Below are 16,260 nucleotides of genomic sequence, written 5' to 3'. Positions count from 1 at the left end.
TAGCTCTATTTAATTTTCATTTTCCATTTTTCTTTATCAAAATATCATTATCTAATTTTTTTTAATAATTCTTTTTTAAATTCTTTAAAAGATCTAAATTATTTTAGAATGGATTCTTTAAAGCTAATATAAAAGATTATTACCAATATTTAAAAGTAAATTTTAATTTATTCTTTAAAACACATTAAATGACCTCAAGTTCGTATATTCTCCTTTTTAACATTGTTTTAAGTAGTATAATCATACTTATAGCTTCAATTATATTAGTTAAAACAATAGATAAATATACTCCAAGGCCTTTCAAATTTAAAAAGTGACTAAATAGTAGTATAAAAAAACCGATTAAAATAAAATTAAATATAAGGAAAATAAATGTATAAAAACTCTTTTTAAGACTGATAATATAAGGGTTGATTTAATAGGGTTACTTTGTATTTCTTTCAGATTGTTTTTCATTATTGTATGTTTATATTAAGTATTTATAAATTTTTTGAGGGCTCTTTCAAAACTTATGGGATAAAATTTTATTAGCATTATTCTTATTTCCATAATTTAGTTTTAATAGGAAGTCCTTTCCCGTCCATTCTTTTTTTATTATTGGGATTAAATATGCTGATATAATTTTATTAAACTTTATCTACTAATATTTTATTGAATTATACTAATTTTTACTAGTTAATTTAAGTTTAATATTCTTTAATTTTTTATAATAGGTGGCACATAGAGTAGATAATATCAATATGAATATAGAGATAGATGATAGTCCTAAATCATTAAATAAACTATAATCAAAAAGTAATATAATAAATATTAGGGTTAAAGGTATTAAAATCCACTGAATAAAATAAATTACAGTAATATTACTACTTAATACAGCAAATACCTTTGTAATTTTATTTGGTAAAAATTTAGATAAATAATAACAAAAACCTATATTTCCATGGATATAAATTAAACAGGATATAACATCAAAGGTAGTCATATAATAATAATAATTGGGTTCTGATGATAAGAATCCGCCAGGTATTTTAATTGAATATACAAAATAAAACAATGAAACAATTAATAAAACTGGCCAGAATCTGAACAATTTAGATTTATCTTTAACTCTAATGAAATATGTTCCCCAAATATAACCTACAACAGGGATTATGAACCAGTTAAAGAAAGGAAAAGAAGTAAATTCTAGTTTAGTTCCAATAAAATAACCTAAAAGAAAATTCAAACCAGGATCTCCAAAAGTAATGTTCCTTAAAAAAGATCCAATTATTGATAAAAGCACTGCAATAAGTAACAGGTATTTATTAGATAGTTCAAATTTCTTAAAAATTCCCATAAAAATAAAGCTTAACCCTGCAAATGCTAAAATATCAACAAAAAATAAGATTAATCCTCCATATATTGGGACTATATTATAATTTCCTATTGCATAACCAAGGACAAAATAAGGAATAATGTATATAAAGACATTTAGTATTATACCTAAAATTAATAGTTTCACTCCTCTTTTTATCATCATATTCCACTGTTTATGTCTGGTATATACCATTCCAACACCCATACAAAACATAAAAACAGGTGCTGCACAAGGACATCCTAAAATAGAATTAACAACAAGATTATAAGTTGGAGAAATGAAATTTCCAATATATGAAATAGTTATTACAGTGTGTGTAAATATCATAAAGATAATTGAAAATGCTTTTGCAATATCTAATTCTATTTGTCTACCTTTGTTAATTTTTTCATTTGAAAATAAGTTAAATATATATCAACTATGTTTTAACTTAAATAAATACTTTAATTTTATAATTAATTTAAAATTTTTAAACTAATCATTAAATAAATTAATAACTAATCAATTAAGCACTGAAAATAATTTGATGTTTTAATAAATCAGTAAAAAAATTAATTAAAAAAATATTTTTATAATAATTTTAAAATTATTATTAGTTTTCATAAACTCTATAAAAAATCTCTTATATAATAATTTTTAAATTTATACTGTAGATAAATTTTTCTTTAAATTATATCATTTGATTTAATTTTAATTTTTAATGGATTATTTTTAAATTTTAAAGCTAAATCAATTATTTCTTTAAAAAGCTCAAAATTTTTATGTTTTAATCAAATAAGTAGACATTAATTATATTTAATTAAATTATTAATCATATTTAATTAAATTAATTTAAATTAAATTAAATTTAATAATTTTAATTTATAATCATTTATTAAATCAAATTTTTTTAGAATTATTCTTATTTAAGGTGATAAAATGACAAATGAAGTTAAATTATTAGTTATTGGACATACGGCTTCTGATATAATTATAGGTGTTGAAAATTTTCCAGAAACAAACACTTCAGTTCATATGGAATCTATGTTAAATTTATTCGGTGGTGCTGGAGCTAATGTAGCAAAGGTTGCTGCTAAATTAGGTATGGATATTAGTTTAATTTCAGCAGTTGGCGAACATTTTCAAAAATCAGATTATTATGACTCTTTTGATGAATATAATGTTAATATGGATAATATGATTTATGTTGAAGGAGAATCTAATGCTACAGCAATTATGGTAAATGATAAAAATACAGATCAGATAACCTTTTTCTATGAAGGTGCATCTAAATACTTTAAAGATTATGATGTACCTGATGAAGCTATTTCTAGCTGTGATTTTATCCACCTTGCAACAGGTGATCCTGATTATAACTGGAAGGCATCATGTATAGCAAAAAAATTAGGTAAACCTGTATCATTTGATCCAGGTCAAGATTTAACTATTTACTCTGATGAAAGATTAAAACAAGTTATATCTAATTCTAAAATATTATTCGGTAATAATTATGAAATTGATAGGATATGTGACCAGTTAAATCTTGATATTAAAGGTCTATTATCACTTGGTCCTGAAATAATTATTAAAACATGTCGGGAACATGGTAGTTTCATTTACACAAGTGATGGTGAAGATTCTGTAGATGCAATCTACCGTCCAGCAGTAGATCCAACTGGTGCTGGAGATTCTTATAAGGCAGCATTTTTATATTATTATTTAAATGATTATAGTTTAAAAGATTCTATTAAATTTGCTTCATCAGTTTCATCTTTTATTGTTGAAAAACAGGGATGTCAAACTAATATTCCTACATTAGAAGAAGCAACTGCTAGAATGAATGAATTTTATAATAAATAATTCAGATGATTTAATCTTAAATAACATTATTGAAATCCATAATATAGGGTCTTATAATACGGATTATAGAAATTATGGTATAAGTTATTCTCAAAATACTGGTGGAAAACATAAATACAATATTCAGTATAATACTATTATATGTGATGGCAGTGTTGGTGTTTACCTTTCAGGTACTGTTCTACAGTTGATGATTCTATAGTTGCAAATAATAGAATTCAATCTGCTACATGATCGGTAATAATACTGTATATATTGGTAAAGGTGAAAATAATATTATTGAAATTAATACAGATTTAAATACTAAACATAATATGCCTAGGGATATGATTCCTGAATGGTTAAATTTATTGTTATCAAATCTGGTGGTAATGGTTCTGGATTTTTCAAAGGAAATGGTAGTGGAAATATAGGTCATGGAAATAGTTCTGGGGCAAATTCCAATCGTCCTAATGGTCAAGGTATAGCGAATACTAATAATGAGAGGGATTAATTTCTAATTCATCTAATTCTGGAAATGGTCATTCATCATCTTACAGTGAACCTGGTGAGTTTAGCACACCTTCTGCAGTAGCTACTGGTTCAGGTGGAAGTTCTCATATGAAATCATATGAATTAAACACTGAAAAGAAAAAGATTGAAACATTGAAAGATATTACTATTTTATTTGGAACTATATTCGTTATAATTATTTTAATGCTTTTATTTGTAGCTTACATTAAGGGCAAAGAATCATTATAATTTTTCAAACTTATTTTGTTTATTTTTTTCAATTTACTTTCTTGATTTTAATGTTTTAAATTTTCTTTGATTTATATCAAGATTATTTTATTTGTATTCAAATTAAAAGAATTAGTTTATATATTAAGAAATCCTATTAAGAAATATATTAGAAAATGAAATTTAATTTAATTAAAGTTGATTTTAGTTAAATCTATTTGATAATTTTTTAATTTATATTTTATTTTAATATTTAATTTAAAATATTATTTTTTTTTAAAATATTGGTGATAAAATGACACAACTTGATGAGGCAAGAAAAGGTAATATTACAGAAGAAATGAAAACTGTAGCAAATAGAGAAAATGTTACAGAAGAATTTATATTAAATTCTATAGTTGATGGTACTATAGTAGTTCCTAAAAATGTAAATCATGATATTAAAGCTACAGGTATTGGAAAAGGCCTTAAAACCAAAGTTAATGCAACTGTAGGTACTTCAACAGATATTGTTGACTTTGATGAAGAAGTTTTAAAAGCACAAGTAGCTGTTGATGCAGGTGCAGATTGTTTAATGGAATTAAGTATTGGTGGGGATTTAGACGATATAAGAAGAAGAGTTTTAGCAATGTCTCCACTTCCTGTTGGAAGTGTTCCAATATATCAGGCAGCAATTGAATCTATTAGAAAAAATGGTGCTGTAATACACATGGAAGAAGATGACATGTTTAAAACCATAGAAAAACAAGCTAAAGATGGAATAGACTTTATGGCAATCCATTGTAGTGTAAATGTTGAAACTTTAAGAAGACTTAAAACCCAAGGTCGTGAATGTGGTTTAGTTTCTCGTGGAGGATCATTTATTTCATCATGGATGGTTGAAAATAAACTTGAAAACCCATTATACAAAAATTTTGATTATATTTTAGACATTTCAAAAGAATATGATGTAGTTTTATCACTTGCAAACGCTATGAGGGCAGGTGCAATTGCAGATTCAACTGATAGGGCACAGGTTCAAGAACTTATTGTTCTTGGTGAACTTGTTGATCGTGCAAGAGCAGCAGGTGTACAGACTATGATTGAAGGTCCAGGTCATATTCCTATTAATGAAATTCCAGCAAATGTCACTATTCAGAAAAAATTATGTAGAAATGTACCATTTTATATGTTAGGACCTTTAGTATGTGATATTGCTCCAGGTTACGATCATATTGTATCTGCTATTGGTGCAGCAGAATCTGCTAAAGCTGGTGCTGACTTTATTTGTTATGTAACTCCGGCTGAACATTTAGCACTTCCATCTCCTGAAGATGTAAAAGAAGGAGTTATTTCTACAAGAATCGGTGCATATGCAGGAGACATGGCTAAAGGAATTCATAATGGTGAAAAAGATTTGGCTATGGCTAAGGCTCGTAAAGCATTAGATTGGCAAGCTCAATATGATGCAGCTATTGCTCCAGATGTAGCAAAAGCTAAAAGAGCAAACAGGCCCCCATCTGATGATGACGCATGTACTATGTGTGGAGACTACTGTGCTATTAAAATAGTAAACAGTTGGTTAGATAAAGCAGATGATGATATATTTAATACAATATAATTAATTTAAAATTATTTTAATTGTTTTTAATAATTTAAGTTAATTTTTTTATTTTCATTTCTTTTTATTTTTATTTTATTTCTTTTTATTTTTATTTTATTTCTTTCTAATTTTTTATTACATTCATTTCTATTTTTTATTTTATTTCTTTCTAATTTTTATTTTAATTCATTGCTATTTTTTTATTTTTATTTATTCTATTTTTTTCATTTATATTTTTATATTATTTTTAATTTTTATTTTTAATTTTATGGAAATAAAGTTTATATTTTTATAAATAAATAATAATTATCATTTAATTTTAAAAATTAATAGTATTGGATTTTAAATTAGGGATAATGGATTTTAAAAATATCTATTTATATATTAGTTTTCACTAGCACAATACTATTAAATACTAATTTTAATAAAAATATTTACATAATTACTTGATTTTTATTTATTTAAATTTACTTAAAATATCTTTAACTAATTAAAATCTTTTCTATATTTATATAGGGGATATTATGGATTATTTTGAACGTTTAGAAAAAGAAACTCTTGATTTATATGCTATAGCTAATGAAGCTAGGTCTAAAGGTTTGGATATGACCACTGAATGTGAAATTCCAAGGGCTAAGGATTTAGCAGAAAGAGTTGAAGGGCTTGTTGGTCCTAAAGGTGTTGCAAATCGTATTAAGCAATTAGATAGCGAGCTTCAAGATCGTGAAAAAGTTGCTTTTGAAATTGCTGCTGAAATTGCATCTAATGAAGAGTATGAAAATACTGATGAAGGTGCTGCGAAACGTGAAGCAAATGCAGACCAAGCTCTTAGAACTGCTTTAGCTATCCTTACAGAAGGAGTAGTAGCAGCTCCTTTAGAAGGTATTTCTCAAGTTAAAATTAAAGATAATCCTGATGGAAGTAAATATGTAGCAGTTTATTTTGCAGGTCCAATTAGGAGTGCAGGTGGTACTGCTGCAGCTTTAGCAGTTTTACTTGGAGATAAAATTCGTGAAGCTACAGGCCTTCAAATTTATAAACCTACTGATGATGAAATTGAAAGATATGTTGAGGAGGTAGAGATTTATGAATCTGAGGTAACTAACCTTCAATATTCTCCTACTCCTGATGAGGTAAGACTTGCAGCAAACAGTATCCCTGTAGAAGTTAGTGGTGAACCGACTGATAAAATTGAAGTATCACATAGGGACTTACCAAGAGTAGAAACTAATAATATTCGTGGTGGTGCTCTTCTTGCTATGGTTGAAGGTGTTATTCAAAAATCAAAAAAAATTCATAAAATTTCTAATAAATTAAAATTAGAAGGATGGGAATTTTTAAAGGAATATGCAAAACCTAAACATGAAGAGGCAGAAAGTGATGAAAGTGAAGGGGAAGAAGAAATAGAACTTTTCCCTGGTGAAGTTGATGATGTACCAGTATCCTCTAAATATATTGAAGATATTATTGGTGGAAGGCCAGTTTTAAGTTACCCTTCTGAGAAAGGAGGATTTAGATTAAGATATGGTAGGTCTCGTAATACAGGACTTGCAACTATGGGAGTTCATCCTGCAGCAATGGAAATTATTGAATTTATTGCAGTTGGAACTCAAATGAAAATTGAAAGACCGGGTAAAGGTAATTGTGTTGTTCCTGTAGATTCCATTGAAGGACCTATTGTTAAACTTAAAAATGGTGATGTAGTTCAAGTTAATTCTATAAAAGAAGCTCGAAAGGTTAAAAATCATATTTCAGAAATTTTATTTGTGGGGGATATGTTAATTGCATTTGGTGAATTTTTAAGAAACAATCAGCCTATGCTTCAGTCTGGGTGGTGTGAAGAATGGTGGATTGAACATATTAGAAATTCTTCAAAATACCAAGAGGAAGATACTCATAATTTAAATCTTATGGATTTAGAATTTGACAGAGATATTTCAGCTAGTCGAGCATTTGAAATTTCAAAAGAATATAATATTCCTCTACATCCTAAATACACTTACTGTTATCATGATATAAGTAAATCTGAGTTAAATGATTTGATTAAATATATTTTATCATTTAAAGGGGATTATAAGGTGGGTGATGAACTTAAATTAGATGTGCAATATGAAAAACGTCTAATGGAAGTTATTGGAATAAGTCATAAGCTTGTTGATGGTAAAGTCATCATTGACTCTAATACGTCTTATGCACTTATACATACTTTTTGTCGAGAATTTTCATCCGAAGAGTTAAATGATGATAGAGATGGTGTTGAGATTTTAAACAATATATCTGAAGTTTCTATTGAATATAAAGCTCCAGTTTATATTGGTACTCGTGTTGGTAGGCCTGAAAAATCTAAAGAAAGATTAATGAGACCTGCACCTAATGTTTTATTCCCTATAGGTAACTTTGGGGGAAATAGGAGATTAGTTGCTGAGGCTGCTCGTAAAGGTAATATTAAAGTAGAATTGGCTAGTCGTAAATGTACTAATCCAAATTGTGGTTTAAGTTCTTTTCAGGCATTATGTCCATATTGTGGAAGTCCTACAGAATTTGGAAAAAATTCAGAAAAAAATATTAACCTTTCAAAATTACTTTCAAAGGCATCTGATAATATTGCAGTTCGTAAAGTTGATGAAATGAAAGGTGTAGTAGGTATGATTTCTGAAAATAAAATACCTGAACCTTTAGAAAAAGGAATACTTAGATCTAAAAACAATGTATTCACATTTAAAGATGCAACTATTCGTCATGATTCAACAGATTTACCTCTTACTCATTTTATTCCAAAAGAAATTGGTGTTACAGTTGAAAAACTTCATGAAATGGGTTATGATCATGATTGTTATGGACAGACAATCACAAATGAAAATCAAATTATAGAACTTAAAGTTCAGGATGTTGTTATATCTGATAATTGTGCAGAGTATCTTGTAAATGTTGCACATTATGTTGATGATGAACTTAAAAGGTTTTATAAAATGGATACATTTTACAATGTTAAAAGTCGCGAAGACTTAATTGGACATTTAATTGCAGGTTTAGCACCTCATACATCAGCAGGTGTTCTAGGCCGTATTGTAGGTTTTACTAAGGCTCTTGGATGTTATGCTCATCCTTATTTCCATTCTGCAAAAAGGAGAAATTGTGATAGTGATGAAGATTCTGTAATGTTACTTCTAGACCCTTTAATTAATTTTTCTAAAACTTATCTTCCAAGTACTCGTGGAGGAAGTATGGATGCACCTTTAGTTTTATCTACTAGAATAGATCCTCAAGAAATTGATGATGAATCTCATAATTTAGATATTTATGAAAGATTCCCTCTTGAATTCTTTGAGAGAACTAAAAAAAATGGTCTTAAGCCAGCTGACTTTTTAGATTTAATTGATAATGTAAGTATGCATTTAGGAAAACCTGAACAATATGAAGATTTAATGTTTTCTCATCATACGACTAATATTCATGCTGGGCCAACTTTATGTTTATACAAAAAGTTACCTTCTATGAAAGAAAAAGTTGAAGGTCAAATTGGTCTTGCAGAGAAAATTAGGGCAGTTGATCAAAGAGGAGTAGTAGAAGGAGTTTTATCAAGTCATTTCTTACCTGATATTATGGGTAATGTACGTGCATTTTCCAAACAAAAGGTTAGATGTACTAAATGTAATTCTAAATATAGGCGTATGCCTTTATCAGGTAAATGTAAGTGTGGAGGTAATTTGATTTTAAGTGTATCTAAAGGTTCTGTTACTAAATACTTAGATATTTCACAACAGTTAGTACATAGATATCCTGTTTCACATTATCTTGAGCAAAGATTGGAAATTCAAGAATTTGGAATTAACTCTTTATTTGAATCTGATAAGTCTAAACAAAGTTCACTAGATATTTTCTTATAATTTATTTTTTTATTTAATTATTTGAAAGTTATCGTAATTTTAGAAGTATTTTTATCTAAATTAATAATTTTTAGATTATATTAATTATTGTCTAAATTATATTATTTAGTAATCATTTTTCTAATTTAATTCAGTATTTGTTTAAATTTTAATCAGTTATATATTTTTAAGTAAATTATTTTTTTATAAACTTATTATTTTGTTTATAAACATACAAAATTAATTTAATAATGGTTTATAGTATTTAGAATATGATTTTTTTTAAGGTTATTTTAAATTTTCCATAAAAAATATCATTTGTTCGTTACTATACGAACAAATATATACTAGTTTAACTTAAGTATAATATACATAATAAAATTTCAGATAATCTGTCTAAAATTTTATATAATCCTTATAAGGGAATAAAATTCCAGTATAATGACTAAAAATATTTATATGAAATAAGTGGAGATAAAAAGATGAAGACAATGTCAAATATTGCAGAAACTTTACAAGAAGATATTAAAGTGTCAGTTGTAAAGAATAATGGAGTTATGGAAAGATTTAGTTATGAAAAATTATTGAAATCATTAGTTATGGTTGAAGCTCCATTTTTTGAGTCTGATAAAATTATTGCAACTGTAGTATCATCATTACATGATGGAATCACTACTAAAGAAATTAAAAAAATAGTTTATGAATCATTAGCAGAAATTGATGAAGAATCAGCTAATAAATATTTAGCTAATACTACTTTAAAAGTTAGAACTTCAAGAGATAAAATCGAATCTTTTGATTTATCAAAAATTGCAAATACTTTAGTTCAAGAAACAGGTGCATCACAAGAAACAGCTTTTAAAATTGCATCTGAAGTATGGAAAGAACTTAAAAAATTAAATGTAGATTCCCTTACTGCACCAATGATTAGGGAAATGGTTAATACTAAACTTATAGAATATGGTCTAGAAGATTTAAGAAAAAGTTATACTCGTTTAGGTATTCCTGTTTATAATATTTCCTCTTTAATAGAAAATGGAAATAATAGTAATGCTAATATGATGCACAATCCTGAAACTATTCATAAATATGTTGCAGATGAAGCATTAAAACAATATGCATTATTACATATGTTACCATCTCATTTAGCAGATGCACACATGTCAGGAGATGTACATATTCATGATTTAGAATATTTTGCATCAAGACCACTAAACTGTTTACAACATGATATTAGGCAATTCATAAAATATGGTCTTAAAGTTGATGGAACCGGTGATCATACTTCTGTTGCAGGATCACCTGCACATATGGAAACTTTAATGAATCATACTGGTGAAATAATGCTTGCTGCACAACAGAATATGTCTGGTGGACAAGCAATGTCTTTCTGGAATGTATTTGTTGCACCATTTGCAAGAGGTAGAACATATGAAGACATTAAACAATGTGTTCAAATGTTAGTATATAACTTAAACATGGCTTATGCTGCTAGAGGTTCACAAGTACCATTTACAAGTATGCAATTAGAATTCGGTGTTCCAAAATTCTTACAAGATGTTACTGCATATGGTCCAAAAGGTGAAGTTGTTGGAACTTATGGTGACTTTGAAGAAGAAACCAGATTAATCCAAAGAGCATTCACTGAAACTTTATATGGTGGAGATAAAGAAGGTAAACCACATCTTTTCCCAAATACTATTTATACTTTACGTAAGGAAACATTAAAAGGAGATTATGATGAGGATTTATTTAATGTTCATAAACTCTCTGCTAAATTTGGTTCTCCTTACTTTGTAAACATGTTGCCTAAATACAGAAATAATATGGCTAATTATATGGGATGTAGGACTCAACTCCAAGATAACTGGACTGGAGACTGGGAAAAAGATTGTCTTAGAACTGGTAACCTTGCTTATGTCACTTTAAACTTACCTAGAATTGGATACCAATCTAAAGATGAATCTCAAGTATTTGAATACTTAGATAATTATATGGATCTTGCAATTGAAACTTTACTTATTAGAAGAGAACAAGGTCTACATTGTTTAAATGATTATGATATTCTCCCATTCTTAACTCAAGAAATAAAAGATGAATATTATTATAGAATTGATAATTCAACATTATCTTTTGGTTTTGTTGGTCTTAATGAAATGTTAATGGCATTATTTGGTCAAGGAATTGATAATCCAGATGCTAATAAATTTGGTGTAAAATGTATCCAATACTTATATGATAGAGCTTCTGAATTACAAAAAGAAACTGGATTAAGATGGTCTGTAATCCAAACACCTGCAGAATCTACAGCTTATAGATTTGCAACTCTTGATAAAGAACAATTTGGAGATCAAACTATCTTACAAGGTGATAATGGTGCAAACTATTATACTAACTCTTCACATGTACCAGTTAGTGCAGATATTTCTCTTGTAGATAAAATAAAAATCGAGGAACAATATCACCCAATTACTCCGGGTGGACATATTTTCCATGCATTTATGGGTGAATCTTACTCTGATCCACAATCTTTAATGAGTTTAACTAATAAAATTGCTCGTAAATCTGATATTGGTTTCTGGGCTTACAGTTCTGCATTAAGTTTCTGTTTAAACTGTAAAACTTTAATGAAAGGTTTATCTAACAAATGCCCTACCTGTGGTGAAACTAAAGATGTTGAATGGTATGACAGAATTACTGGATACGTTCAACAAGTAGGTCACGCTAAATCTGCAAGTGGTGGATGGAACCCAGGTAAACGTCAAGAACTTGTAGATAGACGCAGATTCCAAAAAAACTAAATCAATAAATTTATTATTTATTTCATTTTGATTTATTTTTTTATTATTTTATTTTTATCCACTTATTTTCTTTTAAGGTTTTAATTATATTTTTACTTTAAGTTTTTTTATTTTCCACTTAAAACTATTTAATTCAATTTAAAAATATGTAATGTCATTTATTTTTAGATAGAAAAATCTATATTTTTAAAATATCTATTTTAACAGATTTCATTAAGATTATATTAAATCTAAAAATTTTTAACTAATTATACTATCTAATCTATTTAAGCTTAAGAATCACATCACATTTTTTTTTAAAAAATTATATAAATAGTCAATATAAAATAAAATATTTAGTTATTAAATCTTCATAATAAGATTTAATTTTGTCAAATGATTTTATACGAATATAATGATCTTAAACTATTATATATTTAAAGTGGTTTAAATGATAGAAGAAAGTAAATTAGAACAGAATGAAAATAGAATAAAAAATCAAGCACATGAACTTAATTATTTGACGAACGAAGTTATTCCTAACTTAAAAAATGAAAATAAAGAATTAAAACAACTTAAAAGGGAATTAACTGATGCATTAGATGAAAGTACTAAAAAATATTTCGACCAATTAGATATTAATGCAGATTTAAGTGAAACCTATACTAAAGCAGGTGCAGACCTTGCAGTTCTTAAAGTACAACATCAAAAATTAGAAGAAGAAAATGCTCAGTTAAAAGAAGAAATTAAAAGTCTTCAAAATACAAAAGTTGATGAACCTGCAGTTAAAGATGACAGTCAAAAAGATAAGGAAATTGAAAGATTAAAAAAGGATAATGAAAAATTAGCTAAGGACTTAAAAACTGCAGAAGATAAGTTATCTGAGGCTTCAGACAAATCCATTCCTCATTTAAAAGATAAAAATGAAGAGTTAGAAAATAAACTTAAAAAATTAGAAGATTTCAAACAAGAGTTAAAAGAGGAATATGCTGAAACTATTGTTAAATTAGAACATCAAATTTCTATTTTAAATGAATCTGTTAGTAATAAACAAAAAAATTATGATAAACTTCACACAGAGTTAAATAATAAAGATAAGGAAATTAAAAACCTTAAAAAACAAATCAGTAATATGGCTGAAAACTTAAAAGAGAAACAGGGTAAAGGTTTCCTATCCAGATTAAAGGGATAAATCTTTATTTTTTTTACTTTTTTTATTAGTTTTTATTAAAAAACTAATTTTTTACTTATTTTTATATTATATTCATTTTAAAAATATAATTTTAATATTTATTACTATTTTACTATTGTTTTTTTATTTTATACTTGTTTACCCGATTTTTATTATAAATCATTTATAAATAAGTATAATAAAATTTATTAATTTTCTATAATTAAAATAAAAAAGATTTAATTTAATTTAAAAAGAATTAATATAAAATAAAAAAAGATTAATTTAAAATTTAAAAAAATTTAATAAAAAATTAAAAACAGATTTTATTCTTCTTTTCTTAATCTTTTAATAACAAAGTCTTTATCTAAAGATAATAAAAATGAAGCTGCTCTTGGTCCTTGTTTTTTACCAAGTATCATTTTATATATAGCCTGAAAAGCCTTTTGTGGTTTAATACCATATTTTTCTAATATTTTATACATTTCATCATGTAGATCTTCAGATTTTTCAAAATCATTTGTTTCAAGTAAATCTGCAAGATCACTTAAAAATCCGTTCTGTTCTTCTTGAAGTGGCAAGTTTGGAATAGAATTGTATTGGACTTGGAATTTAACAAATCCTGGTGCATAGTTATCTAACCAGTATTGTACATTTTCTACTCTTTCTTTATATTGGGCAAGTTCACTTTCATTTAAATCTTCAAACTCTTTATCTGCAAAGCTTTTTGATAATTGTGAGTTTTTCTTTAAGATTTTAAAGATTTTCTCCAAATCTTCTTCTCCTACAATTTGCACAGCATTTACAAGGAATCTGTAAGAAGGTCTAAATGGTAAACTTTCTTTTTCATTTATCTGACAAACATTGTAAATTTCCTTGAATTTACCTTCTTCTTTTTCTGATGGTGCTTCTTCTTCTCCATAGAAAACTTTTTCTACAGTGTCAAATTGATCCATTAAATCTAAAAATTTCATTTTAGGTGAGAAATCTTTTGGTTTTAAAGGTTTACTTCTAAATAAATAATAATTTAAACTTTCAGCAGGCCCAATTTTTAACCATTCTTCAGGTGCAAAGAAAACTCCATGGGATTTACTCATTGCTTCACCATCAAGAGTAATCCATTCATATGGAATTGGGTATGGTGCTTCATAATCAAATATTTCTTTAGAGATTAATTTACTTACATCATAACTTCCACCACTAGCAGCATGATCTTTACCAAATGGTTCACATGTAGTATTGAATATTTTCCATCTTGCTGCCCATTCGACTCTCCAGGTGAGTTTACCATCACCTTTTGTAATATCAACTACACCTTCATGACCACATTCACATTTGTAGTAGACCTTATCTTTATCATAGTCATATGCTGTAGTAGTATTTACTCTTCCACATTCTTCACAAATAGGATTATATGGTAACCAGTCATCACTTAAAGGTTCTCTTCTATATTGGTCGAATATTTCCTTAATTTCATTATGTTTTTCAAGAGATTTTCTAATATAATCATTATATTCTCCAGCTTTATACATTTCAAAACCAGATTTAATAGTAACATCTATTCCATAATCATCTAATACATTAAATAAAGGTTTTTCAAAATGTTCTACAAAGTTGTCACAGCATCCATCAGGACATGGGATTGTAGAGTATGGCATACCTAAGTATTTAGAGTAAGATTCAGGAAGTGGGTAAGGTACTTTTCTTAAAGGGTCATGGTCATCTGCAATCCAGATAACTTCAACATCATTATCTAATTTTCTAAGTGCTTTTCCCACAGCATTTGCAATGAAAATATCACAGGAATTTCCAATATGTATTGAACCAGAAATGGATGTCCCACTTGCAATTGTATGTTTTTTAACATCCATATTATTTAAATCATCAGCTATTTTTTCTATCCAATGTTCCATATAATCACCATATGTGTTTAAATTTTTTTTTAGTTTAATAATTTTAGATTTTAAATAATTTAATAAGTCTAATTTAAAACTTAAATTTTAAAATAAGTTCATTTTATATTTAAATTTCCAAAATATAATTTATTCAATTTTAATATATTTTTTGAACCAAATTTATTAAAAAAAGTTTTATATTATAATACTATATTTTTTAAGTTTATAATATAAATATATTAAGATTCAGTTTTTTATTCTAATTTTTTTTGATTATTTTTTTTTAAAATATAGCTTGCCAACTTAATTAAAAAATATAATATAAAAAATAGATAAGAGTCCTTTATTTTTAAAAGGAAGTATTTTATTTATTTTTAAAAATTTCTATTTTCCTCTAGATTATTTTTAATATTTTTTTTTATTGTTAAAATTTTTAAAATTTCCTCTAAAATATAAATAATAGAAATTTCATAAATACTTGTATAATCAATTTTATAGATTATTGAATTTTTATTATTACTTTTATAATATTTATTTTAAAGAAAAATTTACGGTGATTTCATGGCAAAAAAAGATAAGAAAGTTGATATGCCACAAACTGGTGCTGGATTAGTTAGGTATTTCGATGAAGAAAGTGTTGGACCTAAACTTTCACCTCAACAAGTAGTTATTGTTACTATTGTACTTGCAATTTTCTGTTTTGTTTTAAGGTTTTCAGCATAAAAAAATTTACTAGTTTAATAGTTAATTAAGTAAAATATGCTTATTGTATTTTTTTATTAAAATTAGCATATTTTAAATTATGATCATTAAATTATTATCATAATTATATTTATCATTAAATTATATGATTATAATTAAAGTATAAGTTAAGTTTATTAGTTTTTTATCTTAATTTAAGAAATTTAATTAAGATATTATAAATTATTAATATTTGCTCCGTTAGTGTAGATGGTCAATCATTCGGGCCTCTCGAGCCTGAGACCTGGGTTCGAATCCCGGGCGGAGCATTATTTCTATTTTTTTTTAAAAATAATTAGTTTATTTTGA

At 26.4% G+C, this 16,260-nt stretch carries 11 protein-coding genes and 1 tRNA gene; 10 read left to right on the top strand and 2 right to left on the bottom strand.

Annotated features, from left to right (window positions below):
* Positions 1–661 precede the first annotated feature (661 nt).
* The gene (locus QZ146_RS03540) at positions 662–1,723 is read right to left on the bottom strand and encodes an acyltransferase family protein (protein WP_295722301.1); all 1,062 of its coding nucleotides are present in this window, start codon (positions 1,721–1,723) and stop codon (positions 662–664) included.
* A 552-nt stretch (positions 1,724–2,275) separates the two neighbouring features.
* Here QZ146_RS03540 and QZ146_RS03535 point away from each other — a divergent pair.
* The 8 genes from QZ146_RS03535 to QZ146_RS03500 all read left to right on the top strand — a co-directional run bounded on the left by QZ146_RS03535 (position 2,276) and on the right by QZ146_RS03500 (position 13,336).
* Positions 2,276–3,196 carry a carbohydrate kinase family protein gene (locus tag QZ146_RS03535; protein ID WP_295722275.1) on the top strand — a complete coding sequence of 307 codons (921 nt, stop codon included), beginning with the start codon at positions 2,276–2,278 and terminating at the stop codon, positions 3,194–3,196.
* Positions 3,177–3,398, top strand: coding sequence for a hypothetical protein (locus tag QZ146_RS03530; RefSeq protein ID WP_295722274.1), 222 nt, complete (start codon positions 3,177–3,179; stop codon positions 3,396–3,398). The genes QZ146_RS03535 and QZ146_RS03530 overlap by 20 nt, the downstream gene beginning before the upstream one ends.
* Before the next feature lie 135 nt (positions 3,399–3,533).
* Entirely contained in the window at positions 3,534–3,689 is a 156-nt protein-coding gene (locus tag QZ146_RS03525) for a hypothetical protein (RefSeq protein WP_295722273.1), read from the top strand.
* 107 nt (positions 3,690–3,796) lie between these two features.
* On the top strand, positions 3,797–3,937 hold the full coding sequence (locus QZ146_RS03520) for a hypothetical protein (protein ID WP_295722272.1): 141 nt from the start codon (positions 3,797–3,799) through the stop codon (positions 3,935–3,937).
* Between the two features lie 274 nt (positions 3,938–4,211).
* Positions 4,212–5,516, top strand: a complete 1,305-nt coding sequence (gene thiC / locus QZ146_RS03515) for a phosphomethylpyrimidine synthase (RefSeq protein ID WP_295722271.1) — start codon at positions 4,212–4,214, stop codon at positions 5,514–5,516.
* A gap of 494 nt (positions 5,517–6,010) precedes the next feature.
* Positions 6,011–9,385: a DNA polymerase II large subunit gene (polC, locus tag QZ146_RS03510; RefSeq protein WP_295722300.1), complete on the top strand. Its 3,375-nt coding sequence runs from the start codon at positions 6,011–6,013 to the stop codon at positions 9,383–9,385.
* Positions 9,386–9,846: 461 nt separating this feature from the next.
* Complete coding sequence (gene nrdD / locus QZ146_RS03505) at positions 9,847–12,165, top strand: anaerobic ribonucleoside-triphosphate reductase (protein ID WP_295722270.1); 2,319 nt, start codon at positions 9,847–9,849, stop codon at positions 12,163–12,165.
* A gap of 430 nt (positions 12,166–12,595) precedes the next feature.
* Entirely contained in the window at positions 12,596–13,336 is a 741-nt protein-coding gene (locus tag QZ146_RS03500) for an acyltransferase (protein WP_295722269.1), read from the top strand.
* A gap of 305 nt (positions 13,337–13,641) precedes the next feature.
* Here QZ146_RS03500 and lysS read toward each other — a convergent pair whose 3' ends face one another.
* A complete protein-coding gene (lysS, locus tag QZ146_RS03495) occupies positions 13,642–15,228 on the bottom strand; it encodes a lysine--tRNA ligase (protein WP_295722268.1) in 1,587 nt (528 codons plus the stop codon).
* A gap of 543 nt (positions 15,229–15,771) precedes the next feature.
* Here lysS and QZ146_RS03490 point away from each other — a divergent pair.
* On the top strand, positions 15,772–15,933 hold the full coding sequence (locus QZ146_RS03490; RefSeq protein ID WP_295722267.1) for a preprotein translocase subunit Sec61beta: 162 nt from the start codon (positions 15,772–15,774) through the stop codon (positions 15,931–15,933).
* Positions 15,934–16,146: 213 nt separating this feature from the next.
* Positions 16,147–16,220 (top strand) — tRNA-Glu (locus QZ146_RS03485).
* Positions 16,221–16,260: the final 40 nt, after the last annotated feature.

It is taken from the genome of uncultured Methanobrevibacter sp. (assembly GCF_905235195.1).
Classification (GTDB): domain Archaea; phylum Methanobacteriota; class Methanobacteria; order Methanobacteriales; family Methanobacteriaceae; genus Methanarmilla.
The sequence above is the reverse complement of the archived record's forward strand: the minus strand, read 5'-3'. Positions and strand labels throughout refer to the sequence as shown.